This window comes from Amycolatopsis sp. NPDC089917 (assembly GCF_040684635.1).
GTDB lineage: Bacteria > Actinomycetota > Actinomycetes > Mycobacteriales > Pseudonocardiaceae > Amycolatopsis.
On sequence record NZ_JBFBGL010000088.1, the window covers coordinates 1 to 25,700 of the forward strand.

Consider the following 25,700-nt stretch of genomic DNA (forward strand, 5'->3'; position numbering starts at 1 on the left):
GAGTCCACAGTGGACGCCGTGCGGGCCCTCGCCCCCGGATGTCATGCGGGGTCCCCATAGGACATCTTTCGTCCTATGGGGACCCCTCATGACACTCGTCAGCGGCGCGCCACCGGCGGATCCACGTTGGGACACTTGCGTTCCGGATCCCAGGGCAGGCCGACCTGGTTGATCCCGACACACGCCTGGTTGCCCGGACCGGACGCCATCCCGGTCAGCAGCGAGTCGAGGTCTTCCGTCACCCCGCAACCGGAGAACGCGGGCAGGGTGAAGTCCTTGTAGGCGGGGTCCTCCCACTGCGGATCGGTGCGCACGACGCCGCCGGTGAACATCCCGTACTTCTCGCCGCGGAGATTGATCTTGATCGGCTCGGCGGTGAGGCAGTGGTCGCCGACGTCGAGGGCGACCCCGTTGATGGTGACCTCGCTCAGTTTCCCGTAGACCTTGAGCGGGGTGAGGACCGTCGAACTCCCTGACGGCTCCGGGATCGCGACACCGTCGACGTCGATGATGTGGTTGCCGGTGGCGTGGTCTTCGGGCAGCAGTTCCATGGTGGCGCTGATCGGGACGAAGCCGAAACCGAGGAACGTCATCCGGCTCGGCGGCATGATGAGCGAGCCGGTGACCTTGCCAGGCCCCTCGGTGTTCTCCAGGTCCACTTCCCAGACCGCGTTGACCATGATCGCGGGCTTGAGCCTGGCGAACGCGCCGAGTTTCGTGATCGAGGACGTGCCCTGCAGTTCGAACGGCTGCAACGCGATGGGGAACAGGGCGCTGGCATGGACGTCGTCCGCGGCGCGCGTGTCGGCCCCGGGCTTCTTCCGCTCACCCGGTTCACCCGGCTGCGGCTTCGGTTTCCCGATGGGCAGCAGCGCGACGCTGCCGAGCAGCGTGTTCTGGTCCGGCGCCTGGGTGCAGGTGATCGGCTTGAGAGGTGTTTCGGCGGCGGTCAGCGCGAGCGACGGGGCACCGGTGGTCAGCCGCAGTTCGCTCGGCACGTTCAGCAGGACGTCGGGCGCCTTGCCCGTCGCCACCAGTTTCAGTTCGCCGGTGGCGGGAACCTTCGTCGCCGGGATCGTCAGGGACACCGGCAACGGGGTCTTCTTGTCCCCGTTCGCGGCCGTGAGCTCGACGGCCGCGACACCCGAAACCTCCGTGACGGTCCCGAGTGCTCCTTCGCCGATGGTGAAGGTCAGGGAGAAGTCTTTGATCTGCACCGGTTTCCCGGTCGCGACGACCTTCGGCAGCGTGGCCTGGACGTCCATGGTGACCGGTCGTTCCCCGGCGGGATCCGGGAACACGCAGGTGTTCGCGAGGCTTTGACGCGCGGAGGCGGAACCTTCCAGCGGCGGCGCGGGCGGTGTCGTCGGGTCGGTCGCCGCCGACGAGGACAGCGCGCCGTTGACCCCCGCGAGCAGGATGACGCCCGCCAGAACGGGAAACCTCCCGAGTGCCCGGCGAACCTGCTGTGTCATGGGGGTTCCTCTCGTACTGTGTCGGCGTGAAGCCCGTGCGGGGCGGGCGTCCCCGCCCCGCACGGAGGGTTCATCAGGTGATCGGGATCGCCGGGCTGAACGCGCGGTTCTGCGCCGGGTTGGTGTTCTTCACGGTGCAGTTGAAGTTCCACGCGGTCCAGGTGCCGTCCTTCTTGTGGAAGTCCAGCGGGGCGTTGATGGTGGTGCCGAGCGACGCGGTCGCCGAGCCGGGGGCGCCGGCGGTGAACGTCGGGACACCGGTGCCCGCGGCCTGGACGATGTTGAACGACCGGGGGCCGGGCACGTAGGGGTTGATCTGCGTCGGGACGTCGAGGTTGGTCACCGTCGCCGACGCCGGGGTGGCGTTGGTGATGGTGATCGGCATGTTGGCCTTGCCGCGGACGCCGTCGTAGTTGGCGGCGTTGAGCAGCGCGTTGATGGTGGCGTTGATCGTCGCGGTCCCCGAGATGTTCGACGGGGTGGCGGTGGCGCCCGAGGCGATCGACGTCGGGCCGTCGAACTGGGCCTTCACGTCCAGCTGCTGCTGGCCGATGCCGGGGAAGTTGCACATGTACGCGACCGAGCCGGTGGCGTAGGTGGTCGCGGCGAGGGCCGTGCCGGCGGTGAGCACGGCGACCGCGCCCATCACGATGCCGGTGGTGGCGACGCCGGCCGACAACTTGCCAAGTCTGCGGGACATACCTGTCATCTCCTTTGATCCAGTTTACGTCTCGGGTGGCTTTCCCCATGCGCCTTTCGGCGGATTTTTCTGATCAAATATGCTCGACTGAGCGGCTTTCTCGGTGGTGGGGTAAACCGAGGTTACCCGCGAGTTATGTACGTAACAAGGATTCATGTCGACATGTTTCCGGGTGGGTGAGGGACCCGTTCTTTCTTGTCAGTGCCCGCTGAATGCGATTATGAAGTTTGTCCGGCGGTGACAAAGACGAAGCCGATCGGCGGAACCGGGTTAACATTCCGCGCATGGCTTCAGTCAATCGACGATCCGCGACACGGCGCGTGACGAGTACAACGATAGCCGTAATGATCGCCACGGTTTCCCTTTCCGGTACCGCCCACGCCGCGCCCACCGGCGAAGCGAGGCCTTGGGGAAGCAACGACTACGCGCAAGGGCAGGGCAACGTGCCCGCCGCCGCGCTCGGCGCGAGCGCCGTTTCGGCGGGCGCGATCACCCATGTGGCCCTCAAGGACGGTGGCGTGATCGCCTGGGGCAACAACAGCTACGGGCAGGCCACCGTGCCGGCCGCGGCGACGTCGGGGGTCACGGCGATCGCGGCGGGATGGGCGCACGAACTGGCGCTGAAGAACGGCGGTGTGATCGCCTGGGGCAACGGTTTCTACGGTCAGAACGTCGTACCGGCGGCCGCCACCTCGGGCGTCACCGCCATCTCCACGAGTGCCTACTTCAACCTCGCGCTCAAAACGAACGGCAGCGTGCTGAGCTGGGGTTCGAGGACGGCCGTGCCCACGACGGTCTCGTCCGGGGTCACCGCGATCTCGGCGGGCGGCGACCACGGGCTCGCGATCAAGAACGGCGGGGTCGTCGCCTGGGGCAGCAATGGGAAAGGCCAGATCACCGTGCCCGCGGCGGCCACCTCCGGGGTGTCGGCGATCTCCGCCGGGTTCCGGCACAGCATCGCGCTGAAGAACGGCGGCGTCATCGCGTGGGGTGACAATTCCTCTGGCCAGGCCACGGTTCCGCCGGAAGCGCAGTCCGACGTCGTCGCCATCGACGCGGGGTTCAACCACAATGTCGCGCTGAAGTCCGACGGGAGCGTCTTCGCCTGGGGCAGCAACGTGAAGCAGGAAAGCCGGGACACCTCGACGGAACCGCCGACGGACTTCTGGAAGTTCTCCGGCGTGTGCGTCCCGGTCTACGCCGTTTCCGCTGGTGACAGCACCGGGGTGGCGCTGGTCGACCCGAACGCGCCGTACTTCTGCTGACGTTCCGTGAAGGCCTCCTTAAGGGACCCAGAGTCCCTTAAGGAGGCCTTCACGGACTTGAGCGTCAGAGCGGCGTCAGGACAGGTTCGACTTCAGGCTCAGGTTGATCGTGTTGTCCGGCCCCGAGATCAGCGACCCCAGCGCGAGGTCGTTGATGAAGCAGTCCTTGAAGGCCGGGATGGTGAACGTCCCCGAAGACGGGATCGTCTCGGCGAACAGGTCGACGTTCTTCGACACCAGGGTCAGGTCGAGCGGCTTGACCGTCTTGCAGGCGTTCGGCACCGTCGGCAGCGGGATGACCGGGTAGAACAGGCCGACGACGATGTTGTCGATCAGCATGTTCGCCTGCGAACGGGTGGTCAGGTCGCCGTTGGCCAGCGTGCCGGTGACCGGCCCGGTCGGCTCGATCCGGACACGGGCCTTGATCTTGAAGACGCCCGAGACCAGCGAGATGTTCGCCGTCGCGGGCGGCAGGGACAGGTCGCCGCGGATGCCGACGTTGTCCCCGTCGATGACGAGGGCGCCGTTGAGCTGGCCGGGGCCCAGGTCGAGGGTGCCGCCGGTCTTCTTGACCGTGGTCTTCCCGGTGACGGTGTAGGACACCGGGATCTCGACCGGGTCGTCCGCGAGCGCGGGGGTCGCGGCGAGGCTGCCCGCCACGGCGATCGCGGACGTGAGCGCGACGACCGTGCCGAGACGGCGACGGGCGGTTTTCGGGCGCGTTCGACCGAACATGGGTTTCTCCTCGTTTTCTCTCCTGATTTACAAAGCGGACGAAATGGGGAAATGCCGGTTTGTCACCGGGGGACGAGATCGGTGATGACCCAATTGTCGCCTTCGCGTTCCGCGGTGATCGAAAGCTGGGCGGCTGCCGTCGACGACGAATTGTTGTCGGCTCGCGTCGCCGCTTGATCGAGAAATACGAGCAGTCGCGCTTTACCGTCGCCGAGTTCCTGGACGGCGGATGACGAGACGCGGGTCGTGAGGACGAGTTTCTGTGCCGGTGCCTTTTCCCTGACTTGGGCGAACAGCTGGTTGTACGACTCCAGCGCCTTGCCTCTCAGCGCCGAGGCCGCCGCCTTTTCGGTGACGTCGGTCCGGTCGTAGGAATAGGAGAAGATCTTGTCGAGCGCCACCGTCACCGCCGAGTTCACCTCGGCCGTCGCCCCGACGTCGGTGAGCGCGGTGTTCGCCGCGGACGGCGCGGCCGAGATCGACCTCGCCTCCAGCGTGAACCACCCGCCCGCCGCCACCAGCACGGCCGCCGCGGCCAGCAGGATCAGAAACAGCTTCGGCCGGCGGGACGGCTGTTCGGGGGTCTCTTCGGCGACGGGTTCGGCCGGGGTCTCGGTCTCGGCTTCGGTCTCGGTGACATCGTCGGTGTCGGCGGTGGCGGTCATCGCGCACCCACCGGGAGCTGGTCGAGCGCGCTGAGCTTCCAGCCTTCGCCGGTCCTGGTCAGCCCGGCGGCGAATCGGTTGCGCTTCGTCGTCGGCGCCGCGCCTTCCTTCGCCATCGTGATCTCCACCGAAGCCAGCATCTTGGCCGTTCCCGCGTGGTCGTCGAGTTCGCTGATCGCCGCGTCGAGCACCTTGCCCGTCGAGACCGTCGCGTCCTTGGTGAGCGTCTGCTTGGTCGCGTCGTCGGTCTTGCCCAGCTGATCGCGCAGGGGACCGGTCGACGCGGCGAGCCAGTCGGCGATGCCCTGGTCGACGCGGTGGTGGTCGAGGCTGGTCAGCCGGGCGACCAGTTCACGCCCGCTCTTGAGCGCTTCGTCGCGCGAGTTCCCGTAGGCCACGGCCTCGGAGCTCGTCGCGGTGAACCAGGTGTACCCGGCCCATCCGGCGAACGCGCAGGCCGCGACGAGCACGGCGATCGCGATCTTCAGTTGCGCAGCCACAACATCTCCTCGAGGCTGGTGGACGTCGGCTGTCCGTCGGCGCCGAAACCGCCGGGGATCGCGGCGGGCGGGACGCCGCCCTTCGGCGCGTTCTGCGAGCCGCGGACCGAACTCGGGTCGCCCCTTTCGAGCGTGCAAGCGGCACCGGTGTTGAACGGCAGTGACGAAACGTCCCTGCTGTCGCGGATCTTCGTGCCCTCGTAGCCCTTGGTGCACGGCACCGGGTCGAAGAAGTTCAGGACCAGCCCGATCTTCCCGGACTCGTCGTCGACGGCCGCGTCGACGGCGGAGACCGCCTTCGGGGTGTTGATCAGCAGCTGCCGAAGGCCGTCGGTGCGCGCGGAGAACACGTGCGACGTGGTGAGCAGGTTCGCCAGCAGGATCGGCAGGCCCGGCTCGTTGTCCCGCAGCAGCCTGGAGACCTGGGTCGCCGCGTCGGGCGCGGTCGCGATCAGCCTGCGCAGGTCACCGTCCGAACTGGACAGCTGCTGGGCGAACTGCCTGGCGTTGTCGCTGAACTGCCGCCACGCCTGCGACGAGTCGACCTGCGTCCTGAGCACGGTCGAGCCGTCGGTGAGCAGTTTCTCCGTCTGCGGCAGGTGGTTCGCGGCCTGCTTGGTGAAGTCGGTGGTGGAGTCCAGCAGCACCTGGAGGTTCGCGCCGGAACCGCGCAGGGCGTTGTCGAGTTCGTCGACCACGACCCGCAGGTCCTCGGTCGGCACGGACGCGGTCAGCGAGTCCAGGTCGGTCAGCAGATGCTGCACCGGCAGCGGGACGCTCGTCGCCTCGCGCGGGATCACCGAACCTTCGGCGAGGAACGGCCCGTCGCCGGTCCTCGGCTGCAGGTCGACGAACTGCTCGCCGACGGCGGACCGGTTCGCCACGACCGCCCGCGAGTTCGCGGGGATCGGCGGCGCGTCGTCGGCGATCAGCAGATCCGCTTCCATACCCCCGGCGGTGAGCCGGAGTTCGCCGACCCGGCCGACGGCGACGCCGCGGTAGGTCACCTCGCCGTTGGTGAACAGGCCGCCGCCGTCGGTCAGCGCGAGCTTCACGGTGTACCCGCTCGCGCCGAAGAGGCGGCCGAGCCCCGCGTAGTTGGCCCCCACGAACGCCGTCGTCGCCAGCGCGATGATGACGAACGCGATCACCTGGATCCGGACACGGGTGGTGAGCATCAGCTACCTCCGGAGGACGGCAGCGGGAGCGTCGGGAGCCCCGGCGGGACCCCTTCGCCCGGGGGAGGGAGTTCGACGCCCGGCCCGGGGATCATCGAGGCGTAGACGTTCAGGTAATCGCCCTTGATCCCGTCGCGGACGGCGTCGGTGAACGGGAACGTCGGCAGGATCTCCAGCGACTTGGGCAGGCTCTCGCCGGCGTCGGCGAGCCGCTTGAGGATCGGCGCGAGCGCGGTGAGGTCCGCGACGAGGTCGGCGCGGGTCTTCTTGATCACGTCGACGCCGACCCCGGAAAGCCGGTCCAGCGACTGCAGCATCGAGACGAGCTGGGTGCGCTGTTCGGAAAGGCTCTTCAGCCCGGGGGTGAGGTCGGTGAGCGCGCCTTCGACCTGCGTCTTCCGGTTCGCCAGCGTCGTCGAGAGCCGGTTGAGCCCGTCGAGCGCCGAGGTGATGTCGGAGCGGTGCGTGTCCAGGTTGGACACCAGTTGCTCGACGGTGGACAGGAAGGAGCGGATCTCCTCCTCGTTGCCGTCCATCACCTTCGACAGCTCGCGGTTGATGGTCTGCAGCTGGCCGATCCCGCCGCCGTTGAGCAGCAGGGACAGCGCGCCGAAGATCTCCTCGAACTCCGGGTTGCGGTTCGTGCTCGCGACGGGGATCACCGCGCCGTCGCCCAGCCTGCCCTCGGCTTTCGTCGCGCTCGGCGCGAGTTCGATGAACTTCTCGCCGAGCAGGCTGGACTGCCGCAGCCGCGCGATGGCGTTGGCGGGCAGGTGGACGTCGCCGTTGACCGCCAGGACGGTCTCGGCCGTCCAGCCGTCTTCGCCGAGCTTGATCGTCTCGACCCGGCCGACCGGGACGTCGCCGACCTTCACCGCGGCCTGGGGGACCAAGTCGAGCACGTCGGCGAACTGCACGGTCACCCGGTACGGATGGTCCCCGATGTCCGCGCCGCCGGGCAGCGGCAGGTCGTAGACGCCCTTGAAATCCGAGGAACAGGCGGTGAGCGCGAGACAGCACGCGGCGAGCACCGCGATCGTCCGTTTCGTGGTCATCGGCGCCCCCCGGTGTAGGTGTCGCCGGCGACCGGCAGCGGAAGCGGGGCGTAGTCGAGCAGGTAGCCGCGGCCGTTCAGCTTCCCGGTCTTCGGGTCGACGGCCTGGAGCGCGTTCGTCACCGCCAGCGGGATCGTGTCCAGCGTCTCGGCCAGCGCCGCGCGTTTGTCGACCAGCGTCCCGGTGGTCACCGCGAGCTTGTCCACATTGGACTTGATCAGCGCGCGGTTGTCCCGGATGAACTGCTGGATCTGCGCGAGCGCGCCGCCGAGGCCGTTGAGCGCCTTGGCGAGCTCGTCCTTGTTCCGCGCCAGCGTCCCGGTCACCGAGGCGAGCTGCCTGTTGATCTCGCTGACGTTCCGGTCGTTGGTGGCCAGCATCGAGGTGAACCGCTGGAGTTCGTCGACGGTGGCGAACAGGTTCTGCGAGTTCCCGGACAGCGTCCTGGCGAGGTCGGCGAAGTTGCGCACCGACTCGTTGAACGGCTTCCCGTTGCCCTGCAGGTTCTTCGCGCCGGTGCGGAGCAGTTCCGAAAGCGCGCCGTCGGCGTTCGCGCCCTTGGGCCCGAGGGCCTTGGCGAGGGTGTCGAGGCTGGAGTAGAGCTGGTCGAGCTCCACCGGTGTGCCGGTGCGCTCCACCGGGATCACCGCGCCGTCGTCCAGGCGGTTCCCGGCGCGGGTGAGCTTCGTGAACTGGACGTACCGGTCCGCGACCACGCTCGGCGCCACGACCAGGACGTTGGTGTCGGCGGCGATCGGCGTCGAGCCTTCGACGGTCAGCACGACCTTGACCCGTTCCCCTTCCGGGGCCACCGATTCGACCTGGCCGACCCGGACGCCGAGCACACGGACGTCCGATCCGCTGTAGACACCGACCGCGCGCGAGAAGTACACGGTCACGCGGTCGAGCCCGCTGCCGGAGAAGATCCACCAGAGACCGCCGACGACGGCCAGCGCGAGCACGAGTGCCAGGGTGACGAACCTGCTGATCACCGGCCACCTCCCGGGATCGGCGGGGTGCAGGGATCCCGGTTCTCGGGGATGAGCCCGCACAGGTAGCTGTCCACCCAGCGTCCGTTGCCGAGGGAGTTGTTGACCACGCGGAAGTACGGCGCGGCGAGGTCGAGGCTCTTGGCGAGATTGTCGTTCTGCCGCTGCAGGATGTCGGTCACCTCTCCGAGCTGGCTGAGCGCGCCGCCGAGCTGGTCCTTGTTGTCCTGCACCAGCCCCGAAAGCTGGGTGGCGAGGTCCTGCGAGCCGGTCAGCAGGTCGTGGATCGCCTGCCGCCGGTTGTCCAGTTCGGTCAGCAGCAGGTTGCCGTCCGAGAGGAGTTTGGCGAAGTCCTCGTTCGAGTTCGCGAGCGTCGTGGTGAGGCCGTGCGCGTTCGACAACAGGCTGGCGAGCTCGTTGTCCCTGGAAGACACGGTCTTCGACAGCGACGTCAGCCCGTCGAGCGCCTTCCGGATGTGCTCGGGCGAGTTCTTGAACGTGTCGGACAGCGTGGTGAAGCTCTCCGCGAGCTGATCGGTGTCGATCGCGCCCGCGGTGTCGGCCAGCCCGTTGAACGCCTCGGTGACGTCGTACGGGGTGACGGTCCGGGTGCGCGGGATGACCTGCTTCGGGTTCTGCACCGTCTCGCCGGTCGGCCGCAGCGCCAGGAACTTCCGGCCCAGCAACGTCTTGATCTTGATCTCGGCGGCGGTCTTGTCGCCGACCCAGGCGTCCTTGACCCGGAAGCTCACCACCACGTGGTCCTCGGCGAGCTGGACGTCGCTCACCTGGCCGACCTTGATCCCGGCGATCCGCACCTCGTCGTCGGCCTGCAACCCGGCCGCCTCGGAGAACTCGGCCTGGTACGTGGTTCCGGAACCGATGATCGGGAGCTCTTCGTAGTTGAGCGTCGCGGTCAGCAGCGCGGCCGCGAGGGCGCTGCCGACGACACCGATGACGATCGGGTTCCGTTCCTTGAAGGGTTTCACGACGCGCACCTCTCCGCCGTCGCCGGGACCCCGCGGGGCGGGTCGCTCCGGAGCACGGCCGAGCACAGGTAGAAGTTCATCCACGATCCGTACGAGCTGATCCGGCCCAGGTCGTTCAGTTTCCCGGGAAGCACGGTGAGGAACTGTTCGACCTGGGGCTTGGCCTCGGCGGTCGTCAGCGCTCCGGAGAGCAGGCCGAGACCCTCGATGCTGTCCTTGAGCGGTTTCCTGCCCTGTTCGAGCAGACCGGCCGTGGCGGTGGTGAGGTCCGCGAGCCCGGAGACGGCCTCGCCGATCTCGGCGCGGTCACCGGCGAGGCCGGACACCAGCTCCCTCAGTGTGGAGACCAAAGTGGACAGTGCGTCGCCCTTGCCGTTGATGGTCTTCAGCACCGTGTCCAGGTTCGTGATCACGTCGCCGATCACCTTGTCGCGGCCGGCGAGCGTGGTGGTCAGCGAACCGGTGTGCGCCAGCAGGCTTTCCACCGTGCCGCCCTCGCCCTGCAGGACCTGGACGATCTCGCCGGAGAGCTGGTTGACGTCCTTGGGGGACAGGGCCTGGAACAACGGTTTGAAGCCGTTGAACAGTTCCGTCAGGTCCAGCGCGGGAGTCGTGCGGTCCAGCGGGATCTCGGCGCCCGGCTCCAGGAGTTCGCGGGTGCCCTTGCCGCGTTCGAGGGCGATGTAGCGCTGGCCGACCATGTTGCGGTACTTGATCACCGCGTTCACGTCGGCGGGCAGCCTGCGCTGGGAGTCGAGGGAGAACTTGACGCGCGCGAGGCTGTGGTCGGCGATTTCCAGTTCCTCGATCTGCCCGACCCGCACCCCGGAGATCCGGACGTCGTCGCCGACGTTCAGCGACGTCGCGTCGAGGAATTTGGCGCTGTAGGTCTTGGTGTCGCCGAGGCCGGTGTTGGTGATGGACACGGCCAGCAGCACCGTGGCCAGCGTCGTGATGACGACGAAGATCAGCCCCTTGATCAGCGGGCTCACGAAGTTCCTCATCGCAGGGTCACCTCCGTGCCCCGGTAGAGCGGGCCGACGAGCACGCTGCCCCAGGCGGGCACCTGGCTCGCCGGGACGCCCGCCGACGGCGCGACCAGCGTGGAGATCAGTTCCCGTTCCTGCGGCGAGTTCGCCAGGCCGAGGTCGCCCTGCACACCGGGGAGCGCGACGGTCTTCTCGCCGGTCGCCTCGATGCCCTGGTTCATCATCCCGTTCGACGGGTAGCAGCGAGGTTCACCGGTGGCGTCGTAGACCGGGTCGTCCTTGCCCGGGACGTACTTCCCGCGAGGCTGGGTGATGGTGATCTCCGCGTGCAGACCGGGCTCGTCGGTACCCTTGCCCAGCACCTTGTCCATCTGCGGCTTCAGCTTGGCCAGCGCGTCGATCGTGCAGGCGAAACTCGGCGAATACTTCGCGGCGACTTCGAGCGGTGCCCGGCTGTCGGCGGCGAGCGCGATGATGTTGGCGCGGTTGTTGGCGAGGAACGTCGTGACCTGCTGGGAGGACGACGTCACCTGCTGGTACACCGTCGCCAGTTCGGCGCGCTTCTCCTTGACCGTGTCGAGCGTGACCGCCGAGGCGCTCAGCGCGTCGAGCAGATCCGGCGCGATGTCGCCGTACAGCCGGGAAACCGTGGCGAGGTCGCGGATGTTGTCGTTCAGCGCCGGGAGGTTCGGGTTGAACTCCTTGAGATAGTCGGCCGCGGTGGCGAGGGTGTCGCCGATCTGCTCGCCGCGGCCTTCCAGCGCGGTGGAGACGGTGGTGAGCGTGGTCGCGAGCTTCTGCGGCTGTACCGCTTTGAGCAGCGGCAACAGGTTGTCGAAGACCCGCTCCAGCTCGATGGCGTTGGCCGAGCGGTCCTGCGTGATCACGTCACCCGAAGCCAGTGGCCGCGCCGTCGACCCGTCCGGAATGGACAGTTGCACGTACCGCTCACCGAACAGGGTCTTCGGCACGAGCAGCGCGGACACGTTCTTCGGCAGCTGGTCGACCTTGCCGGGCTCCATGGCCAAGTCGATCTCGGCGCCCGACGGCGTCGCGCGGACGTCACGGATCTCGCCGACCACCACGCCGCGCGCCTTGACCTGCCCGCCCGCGCGCAGCTGGTTGCCGACCCTGTCCGCCTGCAGCGTCACCGGGACCGAGGTGACGAAGTCCTTCCGGTAGATCTTGACCGACAGCAGCACGAGGGCGGACATCACCACGAGGAACAGCACCCCGGCCGTCCTGACCCCGGCTTTGCGCAGCCCGCGCCGGCTCATCCGGCCACCTGCACCGTCGTGGTCGCGCCCCAGATCGCGAGACTGAGGAAGAAGTCCAGCACGCTGACCGCCACGATCGCGGTCCGCACGCCGCGGCCGACGGCCACGCCGACGCCCGCGGGCCCGCCGCTCGCGCGGAAACCGTAGTAACAGTGGGCGAGCACGATCACGACGCTGAACACCAGCACCTTGCCGAACGACCAGAGCACGTCGCCGGGCGGCAGGAACAGCAGGAAGTAGTGGTCGTAGGTGCCCGCGGACTGACCGTAGAACCAGACGGTGATCTGGCGCGACGCGAGATACGAGGTCAGCAGGCCGATCGCGTACAACGGGATGACCGCGAGGAAGCCCGCGATGATCCGGGTGGTCACCAGGTACGGGACGCTGGGGATGCCCATCACTTCCAGGGCGTCGATCTCCTCCGAGATCCGCATCGCGCCCAGCTGCGCGGTGAACCCGCAGCCGACGGTGGCCGAAAGCGCCAGGCCCGCGACGAGCGGCGCGATCTCGCGGGTGTTGAAGTACGCGGAGACGAACCCGGCGAACGCCGACGTGCCGACCTGGTTGAGCGCCGAGTAACCCTGGAGCCCGACGACCGTGCCGGTGAACACGGTCATCCCGATCATCACGCCGATCGTGCCGCCGATGACCGCGAGCGCGCCGCTGCCGAAGCTGACTTCCGCCAGCAGACGGGTGATCTCACGCAGGTAGCGGTGCACCGCGCGGGGCACCCAGGCGAGTGCCTTGAGGAAGAAGAGGATCTGGTCGCCGAGCGTGTCCAGGAAACCGAACCGGCGATCGACGGCTTCGCGGACCCGCGTCGTTCGGGTGGGTGTCGTCGTGGTCATCAGCTGCCCTTCGCCGGGACGAGCTGGAGGTAGAGCGTCGTCAGCACGAGGTTCAACAGGAACAGGAGCAGGAACGTGATGACCACGGATTGGTTCACCGCGTCACCGACGCCTTTCGGGCCGCCTTTCGGATTGAGCCCGCGATAAGAGGCGACGATCGCCGCGACGAAACCGAAGATGACCGCTTTGATCTCGCTGATCCAGAGGTCCGGCAGCTGCGCGAGAGCGGAGAAACTGGCCAGATACGCACCCGGTGTCCCGTTCTGCATGATGACGTTGAAGAAATAGCCGCCGAGGACGCCGACCACGCTGACCATTCCGTTCAGGAATGCGGCGACCCCCATGGCGGCGAGCACGCGGGGCACGATCAGGCGCTGGATCGGGGAGACCCCGAGCACCTCCATCGCGTCGATCTCCTCGCGGATCGTGCGGGACCCGAGGTCCGCGCACATCGCCGATCCGCCGGCGCCCGCGATCAGCAGCGCCGTCACGATCGGGCTCGCCTGCTGGATGATCGCCAGCACACTGGCCGCGCCGGTGAAGGATTGCGCGCCGATCTGCGCGGTCAGCGACCCGATGTGCAGCGCGATCACCGCGCCGAACGGGATCGCGACCAGCGCCGTCGGCAGGATCGACACGCTCGCGATGAACCAGAACTGCTGGATCAGCTCGCGGGCCTGGAACGGCCGCCGGAAAGTCAGGCGGACGACGTCGAGGCCGAGTGAGTACAGCCTGCCCGTCTCCCGGATCGCACCCGCGCCGGGGAATGAGGGTGCGCCAGTCCGGACGCCCACGCCGACCCTCCAGTTTTCCGGGCACGGCGAATACACCCCAGGTTGCGCAATTCCTTTGCTCCGAATGGCGGAGCGGAATCGTTGAATAGGATCAACGGGGTGTTACCGTGCTGTTTGCTACTGGTCGGTACGCTAATGACGAGCCTGCTTGGTGACAAGAACTTCGGTCCGATCAAGACGTCACGTCCTGGTAACCGGTGAATTCTTGTCCTTTTGTGACAAAGGCGGACGGGGATCTTGTCCGTTCTTTCGCGATCTCCGGCGCGGCGGGCCGTTCGGTGCTTCGGGGTGGGTGAGAGGCGGGACGGTCACCCACTTGGAGTCTCGATCGGTCTTCGAGTCGCCTTCTTGGGTCGCCGAAGTCCGTGAAGGCCTCCTTGAGGGACCCAGGGTCCCTCAAGGAGGCCTTCACGGACTTGGCGCGGGAGGGGGACTCGCCGCGTGTCGCGTGACTGGATGGACGACTCGCGTGATCAGACGGACGACACGAGTGACTGAACGGACGACTCGTGGCGGGACCCTGGCGCGCGCGTGTCGTCCGTCTGATCACACGTGTCGTCCACGCGATCACGCGAAAGCGCCGGGGCGGTCGTGAGCGGCGAGCGGTCAGCGCGCCAGTTCGGACACCAGTTCATAGGAGCGGACCCGGTCCGCCTGGTCGTGCACCATGGTCGTGATCATCAGCTCGTTCGCGCCCGTGTCGGCCAGTAGCGTTTCGAGTCCCTTGTGGACCGTCTCGGGTGAACCGATGACGCTGCTCGAAGCCCGGTCCTCGATGAACACGCGCTCGATGTCGGTGTACGGGTACGCCGCGGCCTCTTCCGGCGTCGGCAGCGGGATGGGGCGGCCCTTGCGGAGGCTGAGGAACGTCAGTCCGCTCGGCGCGGCCAGGTACTGGGCGCGCTCGTCGGTCTCGGCGGCCACCACGGAGACGCCGAGCATCACGTACGGCTCGTCGAGGACGTCCGACGGCTTGAACGAGTCGCGGTAGAGCGCCACGGCGGGAAGCGTGTTCTCGGCGCTGAAGTGGTGCGCGAAGGAGAACGGCAGGCCCAGTTCGCCCGCCATCCGCGCGCTGAAGCCGCTCGACCCGAGCAGCCACACCGGCGGCTTGTTGCCCTCGGCGGTCACGGCGTTGACCGCGCGCTGGTCGGAGTGCTCGAAGTAGCCCAGCAGTTCGGCGAACTGCTGCGGGAAGTTCTCCGCGGTGAGCCCGCCGGGACCGCGCAGCGCGAGCGCGGTCCGCTGGTCGGTACCCGGGGCCCGCCCGATGCCGAGATCGATCCGGCCGGGGTGGAACGCCTCCAGGGTGCCGAACTGCTCGGCCACCACCAGCGGCGCGTGGTTCGGCAGCATGACCCCGCCGGAGCCGACCCGGATACGTTCGGTGGCGGCGGCGACCTGGCCGATCATCACGGCGGTCGCGGAACTCGCGATGCCGGGCATGTTGTGGTGCTCGGCGAGCCAGTACCGGTGATAGCCGAGCGCTTCGGTCCGGCGGGCGAGGTCGAGGGTGTTGCGCAGCGAATCGCCCACACCGCCCCCGGCCACGACGGGCGAGAGGTCGAGCACGGACAGCGGGATGTCAGGCAAGGAGGTCACGCTCCGGTACAACGCGTCCGGCCCTCGATCCCTTCCCGTGACATCCGGCACCTGTCGAACGATCGAAATTAACCGACCCGATGCGCCCGCCACCGGTCGGACTCCGGCCGTTTTCACGGTACGGTTGCCCCCGAATGCGACCGTGGGAAAACCACTGAAAAGAAAGGATTGCGAGTGCCGCGTCCGGAGAGACCTTTGGGCCCCGGGGACGATCCGTTGCTCGAGTTCGCCGCCGATCTCCGGCGCTTGCGGGAGAAAGCCGGAAACCCGACGTATCGCGAGCTGGGCAGGCGCGCCCACTACTCCGCGGGGACCCTCTCCGAAGCCGCCGGCGGGAAGAAGATGCCCAGCTTGGCGGTCACGTTGGCCTACGTCCGGGCATGCGAAGGGCCCGAGACGGAGTGGGAGGCCCGATGGCACGACGTGACCGAGCGGACGCGCACGGGAGTCGGTGATTCACCGGTTGCCCCACTGAATGGGGAATCCGCCCCTTATATCGGCCTGACCGCATTCGGATCGGGTGACGCGGGCCGATTCTTCGGCCGCGAACGACTTGTCGGGAAACTGGTTACCAGGCTTTCGAGGCAAAGATTTCTGGCGGTTCTGGGAGCGTCCGGTTCCGGTAAGTCGTCGTTGCTCCGCGCGGGCCTCCTGCCCGCCGTCGCCGAGAACTCCGTCACAGTGCTGATGACCCCCGGTTCGCGGCCCTTGCAGGAGTGCGCCGTCCAGTTCGGTGCCGCGCTCGGCCTCGCTCCCGGCGGTCTGCTGACCGAGTTCACCGAACATCCGCGCAACCTCGGCCTCGCCGCCCGCCAGCTGGTCGCCGATCGCGAGGGCGACGTCGTGCTGGTCGTCGACCAGTTCGAAGAGGTCTTCACGCTCTGCCAGGACGCCGGCGAGCGCGCGGCCTTCCTGTCCGCGCTGGTCACCGCGACGACCGAGCCGGACAGCCGGACCAGGGTCGTCCTCGGCATCCGCACCGACTTCTACACGCATTGCGCGCGGCATCCCGAGCTGGTCGAGGCCATGCAGGACGCGCAGATCCTCGTCGGCCCGATGAGCACCGAGGAGCTGCGGCAGGCCATCTCGCGGCCCGCGATCGACGCCGGGTACCGCGTCGAGAACGCGCTGGTCTCGCGGCTGGTCGCCGACGCGACCGGGCAGCCCGGCGTGCTGCCGCTGCTTTCGCACGCGCTGCTGGAGACCTGGCGCCGCCGCCACGGCAACACCCTCACGCTCACCGGCTACGAGTCCACCGGCGGGATCGAGCGGTCGGTCGCGCAGACCTCCGAGCACACTTTCACCGCGCTGAGCGAGCACCAGCAGCGGCTGGCGAACCAGATCTTCCTGCGGATGACCGCGCTCGGCGAGGGCACCGAGGACACCAAACGCCGCATCACCCGCGACGAGGTGGACGCCGACGACCCGGACGTCGCCGTCGTGCTGGACAGGCTGGCCTCGTCACGGCTGGTCACCCTCGACGACAACGGCATCGAGATCGCGCACGAGGCGCTGATCCGCGGCTGGCCGCGCCTGCGCGAGTGGCTCGCCGAGGACCGTGAGGGCCTGCGCGTGCACCGCCAGCTCACCGAGGCGACCGACGCGTGGGAATCGGTCGGCCACGACGACGGCTGGCTCTACCGCGGCGCGCGGCTGTCCATCGCCAAGGACTGGGCGGACGAGCACGACAGCGCGCTTTCCCAGCGCGAGCGCCGTTTCCTCGACGCCGGTGTGGCCATCGAGAACCACGAACAGGCGATCGCGCGCCGCCGCACCCGGCGGTTGCGCCAGCTGGTCGCGCTCCTGGCCGTGCTGCTGGTGCTGGCGACGGGCGCGATGGTCTACGCCGTCCGGGCCGAGCAGACCGCGACCAGCCAGCGCAACAACGCGCTCGCGCAGAAGGTCGCCGGGCAGGCTCTGGAGATGCGCGCGACGAACCCGGCGCTGGCCGCGCAGCTCGCGCTGGCGGCGTACGACGTCGATCCGGGCGTGGAAACCCGCAGCAGCGTGCTCGGGATGGTCGCCTCGCCGTACTCGACCCGGGTCGCCGGACACACCAACCGGGTCAACTCGGCCGCTTTGCGCGGCGACGGCAAGGTGATGGTGACCGGCAGCTGGGACCAGACGGCGAAGCTGTGGGACGTCAAGGATCCCTACCGCCCGAGCGAGCTGGCCACGCTGTCCGGGCATACCGACAACGTCAACTCCGTGGCGTTCAGCGCCGACGGCGGCGCGGTCGCGACGGCGGGCTGGGACAAGACCGCGCGGCTGTGGAACGTCGCCGATCCCGCGAAACCCGGGCCGGGCGTGCTGGTCGGCGAGCATCCGAGCCGGGTCAACGCGGTCGCGTTCAGCCCGACGGCGCCGGTGCTCGCCACCTCGGACGGCGACGGCACGATCCGCCTGTTCGACGTCCGCGATCTCGCGAAACCGGTGCTCGTGGCCACCCTCACCGGGCACACCGGCAACGTCAACGGCCTCGCGTACGCCCCGGACGGCCGCATGCTCGCCTCGACGGGCGCGGACAAGACCGCGCGGCTGTGGGACGTCGCCGAACCGGCCAGGGCCAGGCCGATCGGGGTGGCGACCGGGCACACCGCCGGGGTCCACTCCGCGACGTTCAGCCCGGACGGCCGGACGCTCGCCACCGCGAGCATCGACCAGAGCGCGCGCCTGTGGGACGTCACCGACCCGATGGCGCCCGCGCCGCTGGGGACGATGACCGCGCACAAGACCATCGTGCGGTCCGTGGCCTTCAGCCCGGACGGGACGACGCTGGCCACGACCGGTTTCGACCGCAACGCGCGGTTGTGGGACGTCACCGATCCGAGGAAGCCGCGCGAGAAGACGCCGCTGACCGGGCACACCGCGGCGGTCGTCTGGGCGGTGTTCTCCCGCGACGGCCGCACGCTGGTGACCGCGAGCGACGACCAGACGGTGCGGCTGTGGGAGCTGCCGGGACCCGCGATCACCGGCGCCGCGAGATCGGCCTGCCGGGCGGTGTTCAGCGCGGACGGGAAGCTGCTGGCCACCGGGAGCCAGGACGGCGTGGTGCGCCTGAACGACGTCGGCGATCCGCGGAACCCGCGCGAGCTGGGCCGGATCACGGGCTTCGGCAGCGGTGTCTGCGGTCTCGCGTTCAGCCCGGACGGCCGGACGCTCGCCGCCGGCGCCTGGGACCACACGATGCGGCTGATCGACGTCACCGATCCGCGCAAACCTGTCGACGTCGGTGTCTTCGACAGGCCTCCGGAGGAGATCGACGCGGTCGCGTTCAGCCCCGACGGCCGCACTCTCGCGACCGCGGGCGCCGGCCACACGGTGAAGCTCTGGGACGTGGCGGACTCGCGGAAACCCGTCGAGCTCGCGACCCTGACCGGGCACGAGGACGACGTCCATTCGCTCGCGTTCGGTCCGGACGGCCGCACGCTGCTGAGCGGGGGCTGGGACCACACCGCGCGACTCTGGGACGTCTCGATGGCGAAGGCGCCGAAGCAGCTTTCGGTGCTGAAGGGACACACCGACACCGTGTTCTCCGTCGCCTTCAGCCGGGACGGCAAACTCGCCGCGACCGGCAGCGCCGACCGCACCGCGCGGATCTGGGACGTGTCGAACCCGGCGGCCCCGCGAGAGTCCGCGTTGGTCACCGGGCACACCGACATCGTCATCTCGGTGGCGTTCAGCGGCGACGGTAAGTCCTTCGCGACCGGCAGCTACGACCGGACCGTGCGACTATGGGACGTCGCCGGTTCCGGGACGGTGCGCGAGTCGGCGAGCCTGACCGAGGACGTCGACAGGGTCAACGCGGTGGCGTTCGCCCCCGATGGGCACACGCTCGCGGGTTCGGTCGCGGACGGCAGTGTGCGGCTGTGGGAGACGAACGCCGAGCGCGCCGCCGAGCGCGTCTGCGCGACCGTGTACCCGCGGATCACGGCGGCGGAGTGGGAACAACGCCTGCCGGGGCTCGATTACCGGCCTCCGTGCCCGTGACCACCGCCGATTCCGTTGTTCGGCGTTGTTGTTCGATGAAAACGGCGTGACACCGAACAACGATTAGGCGCTAGAAATACCCCTGGACGTGCGATGCGTCCCCACGTCGTTCACTCACCGGGGGTCTGAAGGGCTCCTTCAGGGCATTCACCAGTGTCCTGAAGGAGCCCTTCAGCTTTAACGTGTTGCAGAAGAGAAGGTCAGGCGGCGGGGATCCAGTCCGGGTCGGAGGCCAGGACGGTCAGCTGCTGGGTCGCGCGGGTCAGCGCTACGTACAGCACCCGGCGGCCGGTGCTCGACTCCGTGATGAGGTCGTTCGGCTCGACCAGGACGACCGCGTCGTATTCGAGACCCTTGGAGTCGAGGCTGCCGACGACCTTGAGCCGCTCGTCCGAAAGCCCGTCGAGCCAGCCCTCGACCTCGGGCACCCGGTCCATGGCGGTGATCACGCCGACGGTGCCTTCGACGACCCCCATCATTTCCTTCACCGCGGCCTGCGTCGCCGCCTCCAGCCCGGAGGCCTCGACGGGGCGGACCTCCGGCGTGATGCCGGTCTGCCGCACCGCGCGCGGGAGCTCGTCGGCCTCCGCGTGCCCGGCGACGACCTTCGCGGCCAGGTCGAAGATCTCCGCCGAGTTCCGGTAGTTGGTGCGCAGGGTGAACCGGCGCCGCGTCGTCTTGAGCCCGAAGGCCTGATCCCGCGCCATCGCGGCTTCGGCCGGATCCGGCCAAGAGCTCTGCACCGGGTCGCCGACCACGGTCCAGCTCGCGTACTTGCCGCGCCGACCGACCATCCGCCACTGCATCGGCGAGAGGTCCTGCGACTCGTCGACGACGACGTGCGAGTACTCGTCGTAGTGCTCGGGCCGGGTCGGGGCGCCACCGCGCTCCGGGTTGACCTCGATGTTCTGGCGGGCACGGCGGCTCTTGGGCGGCTGTCCGATCAGGACGCGCAGCTCGTCGAGGAGCGCGACGTCCGCGATGGTCCAGCCGCGCGAGCGATCGGCGAAATCGGCCGCGAGCAGGCTGATCTCGTTGCGGTTGAGCAGGCCCTTCGCCGCCGAGGCGAGCCGCTTCTCGGTGCCCAGCCACCGCAGGATCTGCGCCGGGTACAGGATCGGCCACCAGACCACCAGGAACCGGTGGAACTCGATCCGCTCGCCGAGTTCGGTGACCAGCTCGGCCTTGTCGATCTGCCGTCCGTCGTCCTTCGCGTGCTGCTCGGCCTTCGCGGCGAGCGCGTCGAGCAGCAGTTCGGCGGCGCGGATCCGTGCCCGGTTCGGCGGACCGCCCGCGGTGTGGACCTTCCGGCGCACCTTGTCGAGTTCGCGCGCGTTCAGCCGCAGCACCTCGCCGCGATAGACGATCTTCATGTCCTCGGGCGCCTCTTCGGGCGTGTCCCGCAGGGCGCGCAGCAGGATCTTGCGCATCCGCAGCGAGCCCTTGATCGCCGCCAGCGGCGCCGAGTCCTGCCTGGTCGCTTCGAGACCGTCGAGGACCTCGCCGAGCGCGCGCAGTTCGACGTTCGTCTCGCCCATCGACGGCAGCACCCGCGAGATGTAGCTGGTGAACACCCCGGACGGGCCGATCACCAGCACGCCCGCGCCGCCGAGCTGGCGGCGGTGGCGGTAGAGCAGGTACGCCGCGCGGTGCAGCGCGACCGCGGTCTTGCCGGTGCCGGGACCACCCGTGATCTCCGTGACACCGCGCCACGGCGCGCGGATGACCTCGTCCTGTTCCTTCTGGATGGTCGCGACGATGTCCCGCATCTTCTCGCCGCGCGACCGCCCGAGCGCCGCCATGAGCGCGCCCTCGCCGACGATCTGCATGGTCTCCGGGACCGCGTCGGCGATCAGCACGTCGTCGTCGACGTCGAGCACGTTCTGCCCGGAGCACCGGATCACCCGGCGCCGGACGACGTCCATCGGCTCCTCGGCCGTCGCCTGGTAGAACGCCGCGGCCGCGGGCGCGCGCCAGTCGGTGACGAGGTTGTCGAACTCGGCGTCGCGGATCCCGAGGCGACCGACGTAGATGTGCTCTTCGTCGAGGTGGTCGAGCCTGCCGAACACCAGGCCCTCGTACTCCGCGTCGAGGGTCTGGAGGGTCTGATTGGCGTGGTACACCATCATGTCCCGTTCGAACAGCATCGACGCCTGCTCGAAGATCGCTTCCCGTCCGGCGCCATGGCCGATCTCATAGCCCTTGGTACGCATGGCCTCAGCCTGGGCTCGCAGTTCGGCGAGCCGGGTGTAGACGGTGTCCACATGGGCTTGCTCGATGGCGATCTCGGCCCGTCTGACCCGAGGTTCGGACACGCAACGCTCCTAAACGCTTCTATCGCCTCCGAGGGCGAAGGACGACTCTACGCGAGCTGGGCGGCGGCTTCACCAAGTCCCGGGCAACGTCACGGTGGAAGCCGTTGAGGCACGATGCAGCAATGACCAGGATCGTGGCGGGGACCGCGGGCGGCAGGCGGTTGAAGGTCCCTCCGAAGGGCACGCGGCCGACGTCGGAGCGCGTGCGGGAAGCGCTGTTCAACGCGCTGGAGGTCGCCGGCGAGCTGCAGGGGAGCCAGGTCCTCGACCTTTACGCGGGTTCGGGCGCCCTCGGACTGGAGGCGCTGTCCCGCGGCGCGTCCGGCGCGCTGTTCGTCGAGTCGGACCGGCGCGCGGTCGAAGTCCTCAAGGGGAACGTCGCCGCGCTCGGTCTCGGTGGCACGGTCCGGGCCGGGGCCGTCGAGTCCGTCGTCGCCGCTCCGGCGCCGGAGACGTTCGACATCGTCCTCGCCGATCCGCCGTACGCCGTGGATTCCACCCGCCTGGGGGAGGTCATGGGCGCGCTCGCGGCGGGCCGCTGGGTCTCGGACGGGGCGCTGGTGGTGATCGAGCGGGCGGCTCGGGACGGCGAGCCGGACTGGCCGCCGGGCTTCGAGCCGATGCGGACGAAGCGCTACGGCGACACCGCGCTCTACTGGGCCGAACATCAAGTGTGACGCCGCACGGATGAACGCGCAGGGGCCCCTTTCCCTTGGTAGCGTCCGCGCCATGCGGCGTGCGGTCTGTCCCGGGTCCTACGACCCGGCCACGAATGGACATCTCGACATCATCGAGCGGGCGGCGAAGCTGTTCGACGAGGTCGTCGTCGCGGTGGGGGTGAACAAGAGCAAGAAGGGCCTGTTCACCACCGAGGAGCGGATGGACATCCTGCGCGAGATCACCGCGAAGCTGCCGAACGTGCGCGTCGACTCCTGGCAGGGACTCCTGGTCGACTACTGCCGCGACAACGACATCATCGCGGTCGCGAAGGGGCTGCGGTCGGTCAGCGACTTCGACTACGAGCTCCAGATGGCCCAGATGAACCGTGAGCTGACCGGGCTCGAAACGCTGCTGATGGCGAACAACCCGGCCTATGGTTTCGTGTCGAGTTCGCTGGTCAAGGAGATCTCCGCGCTCGGCGGCGACATCGAGCACCTGGTGCCGCCGATAGTGTTCAAACGCCTCTCGGAGAAGTTCTCCGATCGAGGTTGACCCGAACGGCCGAAGCCGTTGGTCGGTCAACGGTGAGCGGCGGTGGAGAGTTCATCTCGACGCCTTCTGGCGAACACACGATCGGGTTACGGTCCGAAAATGACCAACAAACGATCGCGGGCGGCCGCCGCGCTGCTCGTTCTGCTCGTCACCTTCTTCGGCGGGGTCGGTGCGGCGCAGGCCGCCACGCCCGTCTCCATCCAGCAGAACCCTTGCGGGGATCTCACCGGGTTCAAGCACACGTCGCTCTCGTCGCTGCCCGCCGAGGCGACGACGACGTACAACCTCATCCAGAAGGGTGGGCCGTACCCGTACCCGGACAACGACGGGACGGTCTTCTCGAACCGGGAGAACATCCTCCCGAAGTGCGCTTCCGGTTACTACCACGAGTACACCGTCCCGACCCCGGGCTCGTCGAACCGCGGCACGCGCCGCATCGTCACCGGGACCGGCGGGGAGTACTTCTACACCGGCGACCACTACAAGTCCTTCTCCGTGATCGACGTCAAGGGCACCCCGGCGCCGTCCTGCGGTGACACCTCGAAGCTGGCGAAGACCGGCTACTCGACCCTGTCCTCCGCGGCGAAGTCCGTGGTGGACAAGGCCCGCGGCGGCGCGACCGGCACGGTCTACGAGAACCGCGAAGGTGTGCTGCCGTCGTGCGCCGCCGGTTACTACCAGCTGTTCCCGGTGGGCACGAACGACCGCGTGATCTCCGGCAAGGGCGGCGAGATCATCTACACGCCCGACCACTACGCGACCTTCAAACTGGTGAATCTCGGCGGCTGAGCCGTCCATGCAACATTTCGTGCCTCCCCGTCCGTGAGATACACCGGAACACGGATGAGGAGGCACGATGCGGTCTGGGGACGACGCGAGCTTCAGGGAGTTCGCCAGGGACAAGGCGCTGCCGCTGCGGCGGACGGCGTATCTGCTCTGCGGCGACTGGCATCTCGCGGAGGATCTGGTCCAAACCGCGCTGATACGCCTTTACCGGGTCTGGCCGAAGGTCCGCCGGAAAGGCCCCGTCGACAACTACACGAGGCAGATCCTGCTGCGCTGCTGGCTCGATGAGCGGCGGCGACCGTGGCGGAGCAAGGAGAACCGCGACGGCGTCGTCCCCGAAGAGCCCGCTGCCCCGGCCAGCGGTGCCGATGCCGGCATCTCGGATTCCCTGCTTCGCGCCCTCGCCGAAGTTCCGCCGAAACAGCGCGCCGCCGTCGTGCTGCGCTACTGCGCCGATCTCCCGGTCGCGGAGGTCGCCGTCGCGCTGCGCTGTTCGGAAGGGACGGTCAGGAGCCAGGCCGCGCGGGGACTCGACGTCCTCCGCGCGGCCCTGCAGAGACAGCACGACGAGGCTGTCTCCGGGAGGAGCGCGTGATGGACGAACTCGAGAACAGGCTGCGCGGGATCAAGCTGGCCGAGCCCCCGCTGGGCTTCGACCCGGACGAGGTCGCCGTGAGGGCGGAGAAGAAGGTGCGGCACCGGCGAGGGGTCCTCTCGACAGGGGTCGCGACACTGGCGGTGATCGCGGCGGTGGTGGTCTTCGTGAGGCCGGGAACCGCTCCGGTGGCCGGCCCGGCCGTGCCGCCCACTCCGGTGACGCCGTCGCCGAGTGCCGCTTCGTCGGCCGTTCCGGCGAACGGCGACCTGACGGCCCAGAAGGCGAGGATCACCGGGCATCTGTCGACCGCGCTGCCCGGCGTGCTCACCGGGGCGAAGAACATCCGGATCCGCTCCGCTCACCAGCTGCGGGCCTTGGACGTTCTCGTCTTCATCGTCGGCTACCGGGACGCCTCGGGCGCCGACCGTTCACTGGTCATCGCGCTGCTCGGGACCGAGGGCGCCAAGCGGGGGTTCTCGCTCGAAGACAGTTGTGAACCGGGCCGCAGGGCACGGGGAGACCTCGGCGCGGACATCGGGGGCGGGGTGAACAGCGGGGAACCGGTGGACTGCGTGAAGCTGCCCCAGGCGGACGGGAGCACCGTCGTCGTCACCGGCACCGTCCCGTCGCTGCCTCAAGGCGACGTCGAGCCGGGTCGCGCCGCGACCGCGTACCGGGTGGACGGCACGTCGGTCTCCGTGTCCTCCGGCTCGGGCGACGGGGGCTCGCGCCCGGCTGATGATCAGTTGATCAAGCTGGTCACGGATCCGGCACTCGCTCTGCGGTAGGAACGCGCGGTACCGGGCGGGACACGCCCGGTACCGCGCGCTTTCACCCCTTACGGCGGCGATGAGGGCAAACTGGGCTCAGGGAATGTGGGGATCGCTGTAGGTAGATCGCTGTAGGTAGGGAGTGGCCGTGTACCGGGTTTTCGAGGCGCTCGACGAGCTCGTCACCATCGTGGAGGAAGCCCGCGGCGTGCCGATGACCTCCAGTTGTGTCGTCCCGCGCGGGGAGGCGCTCGAACTGCTCGACGACATCCGCGACGCCCTTCCGGGTGAAGTGGACGACGCGCAGGACGTCCTCGACAAACGCGATCAGCTGATCCAGACCGCCCGCACCGAAGCCGCGGAGACGGTCACCACGGCGAACACCGAGGCCGACCGCACCGTCGCCGACGCGCAGGCCGAGGCCGAGCGCATCCTCGCCGACGCCCGTGCCCGCGCCGAGCAGATGATGGGCGACGCGCACGCCGAGGCCGAGCGCATGGTCGCCTCCGGGCAGGCCGAGTTCCAGAACCTCACCGACCGCTCGCGGGCCGAGTCGGAGCGGATGATCCAGGCCGGTCGCGACGCCTATGAGCGCGCCATCGAGGACGGCCGCGCCGAACAGGCCAGGCTCGTCGCGCAGACCGAGGTCGTCCAGGCCGCGCACGGCGAGGCGGCGCGCATCGTCGACGAGGCGCACGTCGAGGCCGACAAGCAGCGCGGCGACTGCGACGCCTACGTGGACGGCAAGCTCGCCGAGTTCTCCGAACTGCTGGCGACCACGCTGCGGACGGTCGACTCCGGGCGCAACCACCTGCGGTCCCCGGTCAACCTGCCGGGCAACAGCCGCACCTCCCTGTACGACTACCAGGCCTGATCAAGTCCGTGAAGGCCTCCTTGAGGGACCCAGAGTCCCTCAAGGAGGCCTTCACGGACCGGCGGCGGACCGTGCCCGAAAGTGGGTGGCGGGG

23 protein-coding genes are annotated in these 25,700 nt (G+C 68.8%); 8 read left to right on the forward strand and 15 right to left on the reverse strand.

The genetic code is table 11. From position 1 onward, the window contains the following. Nucleotides 1-98 precede the first annotated feature (98 nt). Both AB0N89_RS37320 and AB0N89_RS37325 read right to left on the reverse strand, forming a co-directional pair. Nucleotides 99-1,475, reverse strand: coding sequence for a DUF6801 domain-containing protein (locus AB0N89_RS37320; RefSeq protein ID WP_364215187.1), 1,377 nt, complete (start codon nt 1,473-1,475; stop codon nt 99-101). Nucleotides 1,476-1,548: 73 nt separating this feature from the next. Next, nucleotides 1,549-2,175, reverse strand: coding sequence for a DUF6801 domain-containing protein (locus AB0N89_RS37325; protein ID WP_364215190.1), 627 nt, complete (start codon nt 2,173-2,175; stop codon nt 1,549-1,551). Nucleotides 2,176-2,519: 344 nt separating this feature from the next. Here AB0N89_RS37325 and AB0N89_RS37330 point away from each other — a divergent pair, with 344 nt between their 5' ends. After that, nucleotides 2,520-3,440 (forward strand): hypothetical protein, encoded by a 921-nt coding sequence (locus AB0N89_RS37330; protein ID WP_364215193.1) that lies wholly within the window; start codon nt 2,520-2,522, stop codon nt 3,438-3,440. Nucleotides 3,441-3,515: 75 nt separating this feature from the next. Here the strand turns inward: AB0N89_RS37330 and AB0N89_RS37335 are convergent, their stop codons facing one another. From AB0N89_RS37335 to AB0N89_RS37390, 12 genes are all read right to left on the reverse strand, one after another. Continuing rightward, nucleotides 3,516-4,175, reverse strand: coding sequence for a hypothetical protein (locus AB0N89_RS37335; protein ID WP_364215196.1), 660 nt, complete (start codon nt 4,173-4,175; stop codon nt 3,516-3,518). A gap of 62 nt (nt 4,176-4,237) precedes the next feature. Next, the gene (locus AB0N89_RS37340) at nt 4,238-4,840 is read right to left on the reverse strand and encodes a hypothetical protein (RefSeq protein WP_364215199.1); all 603 of its coding nucleotides are present in this window, start codon (nt 4,838-4,840) and stop codon (nt 4,238-4,240) included. Beyond that, nucleotides 4,837-5,340, reverse strand: a complete 504-nt coding sequence (locus AB0N89_RS37345; RefSeq protein WP_364215201.1) for a hypothetical protein — start codon at nt 5,338-5,340, stop codon at nt 4,837-4,839. The genes AB0N89_RS37340 and AB0N89_RS37345 overlap by 4 nt, the downstream gene beginning before the upstream one ends. Then, nucleotides 5,325-6,518 (reverse strand): MlaD family protein, encoded by a 1,194-nt coding sequence (locus tag AB0N89_RS37350; protein ID WP_364215204.1) that lies wholly within the window; start codon nt 6,516-6,518, stop codon nt 5,325-5,327. Before AB0N89_RS37350 ends, AB0N89_RS37345 begins: the two co-directional genes overlap by 16 nt. Then, complete coding sequence (locus AB0N89_RS37355) at nt 6,518-7,573, reverse strand: MCE family protein (RefSeq protein ID WP_364215207.1); 1,056 nt, start codon at nt 7,571-7,573, stop codon at nt 6,518-6,520. The genes AB0N89_RS37350 and AB0N89_RS37355 overlap by 1 nt, the downstream gene beginning before the upstream one ends. Continuing rightward, entirely contained in the window at nt 7,570-8,565 is a 996-nt protein-coding gene (locus AB0N89_RS37360) for an MCE family protein (RefSeq protein WP_364215209.1), read from the reverse strand. Before AB0N89_RS37360 ends, AB0N89_RS37355 begins: the two co-directional genes overlap by 4 nt. Continuing rightward, entirely contained in the window at nt 8,562-9,551 is a 990-nt protein-coding gene (locus AB0N89_RS37365; RefSeq protein WP_364215212.1) for an MCE family protein, read from the reverse strand. Before AB0N89_RS37365 ends, AB0N89_RS37360 begins: the two co-directional genes overlap by 4 nt. Beyond that, a complete protein-coding gene (locus AB0N89_RS37370) occupies nt 9,548-10,555 on the reverse strand; it encodes an MlaD family protein (RefSeq protein ID WP_364215215.1) in 1,008 nt (335 codons plus the stop codon). The genes AB0N89_RS37365 and AB0N89_RS37370 overlap by 4 nt, the downstream gene beginning before the upstream one ends. Beyond that, nucleotides 10,552-11,817: an MCE family protein gene (locus AB0N89_RS37375; RefSeq protein ID WP_364215218.1), complete on the reverse strand. Its 1,266-nt coding sequence runs from the start codon at nt 11,815-11,817 to the stop codon at nt 10,552-10,554. The genes AB0N89_RS37370 and AB0N89_RS37375 overlap by 4 nt, the downstream gene beginning before the upstream one ends. Continuing rightward, nucleotides 11,814-12,665: an ABC transporter permease gene (locus AB0N89_RS37380; protein ID WP_364215221.1), complete on the reverse strand. Its 852-nt coding sequence runs from the start codon at nt 12,663-12,665 to the stop codon at nt 11,814-11,816. The genes AB0N89_RS37375 and AB0N89_RS37380 overlap by 4 nt, the downstream gene beginning before the upstream one ends. Next, nucleotides 12,665-13,459 carry an ABC transporter permease gene (locus AB0N89_RS37385; protein WP_016336400.1) on the reverse strand — a complete coding sequence of 265 codons (795 nt, stop codon included), beginning with the start codon at nt 13,457-13,459 and terminating at the stop codon, nt 12,665-12,667. Before AB0N89_RS37385 ends, AB0N89_RS37380 begins: the two co-directional genes overlap by 1 nt. Before the next feature lie 606 nt (nt 13,460-14,065). Then, nucleotides 14,066-15,061 (reverse strand): LLM class flavin-dependent oxidoreductase, encoded by a 996-nt coding sequence (locus AB0N89_RS37390; RefSeq protein ID WP_364215224.1) that lies wholly within the window; start codon nt 15,059-15,061, stop codon nt 14,066-14,068. 195 nt (nt 15,062-15,256) lie between these two features. On the opposite strand from AB0N89_RS37390, the gene AB0N89_RS37395 reads away from it, so the two are divergent. Next, entirely contained in the window at nt 15,257-19,051 is a 3,795-nt protein-coding gene (locus tag AB0N89_RS37395) for a helix-turn-helix domain-containing protein (protein ID WP_364215248.1), read from the forward strand. A gap of 200 nt (nt 19,052-19,251) precedes the next feature. Here AB0N89_RS37395 and AB0N89_RS37400 read toward each other — a convergent pair whose 3' ends face one another. Then, on the reverse strand, nt 19,252-21,366 hold the full coding sequence (locus tag AB0N89_RS37400; RefSeq protein WP_364215227.1) for an AAA family ATPase: 2,115 nt from the start codon (nt 21,364-21,366) through the stop codon (nt 19,252-19,254). 104 nt (nt 21,367-21,470) lie between these two features. Here AB0N89_RS37400 and rsmD point away from each other — a divergent pair, with 104 nt between their 5' ends. The 6 genes from rsmD (at nt 21,471) to AB0N89_RS37430 (ending at nt 25,606) form a co-directional block, all read left to right on the forward strand. Next, nucleotides 21,471-22,043 (forward strand): 16S rRNA (guanine(966)-N(2))-methyltransferase RsmD, encoded by a 573-nt coding sequence (rsmD, locus tag AB0N89_RS37405; RefSeq protein ID WP_364215230.1) that lies wholly within the window; start codon nt 21,471-21,473, stop codon nt 22,041-22,043. A gap of 52 nt (nt 22,044-22,095) precedes the next feature. Then, a complete protein-coding gene (gene coaD / locus AB0N89_RS37410) occupies nt 22,096-22,578 on the forward strand; it encodes a pantetheine-phosphate adenylyltransferase (protein WP_364215233.1) in 483 nt (160 codons plus the stop codon). Nucleotides 22,579-22,677: 99 nt separating this feature from the next. Further along, the gene (locus AB0N89_RS37415; RefSeq protein ID WP_364215236.1) at nt 22,678-23,367 is read left to right on the forward strand and encodes a ribonuclease domain-containing protein; all 690 of its coding nucleotides are present in this window, start codon (nt 22,678-22,680) and stop codon (nt 23,365-23,367) included. 67 nt (nt 23,368-23,434) lie between these two features. After that, nucleotides 23,435-23,959 carry a SigE family RNA polymerase sigma factor gene (locus AB0N89_RS37420; protein WP_364215239.1) on the forward strand — a complete coding sequence of 175 codons (525 nt, stop codon included), beginning with the start codon at nt 23,435-23,437 and terminating at the stop codon, nt 23,957-23,959. Beyond that, a complete protein-coding gene (locus tag AB0N89_RS37425) occupies nt 23,959-24,750 on the forward strand; it encodes a hypothetical protein (RefSeq protein ID WP_364215242.1) in 792 nt (263 codons plus the stop codon). Before AB0N89_RS37420 ends, AB0N89_RS37425 begins: the two co-directional genes overlap by 1 nt. Nucleotides 24,751-24,880: 130 nt before the next feature. After that, nucleotides 24,881-25,606, forward strand: coding sequence for a DivIVA domain-containing protein (locus tag AB0N89_RS37430; RefSeq protein ID WP_364215245.1), 726 nt, complete (start codon nt 24,881-24,883; stop codon nt 25,604-25,606). The last annotated feature ends 94 nt before the right edge of the window (nt 25,607-25,700 follow it).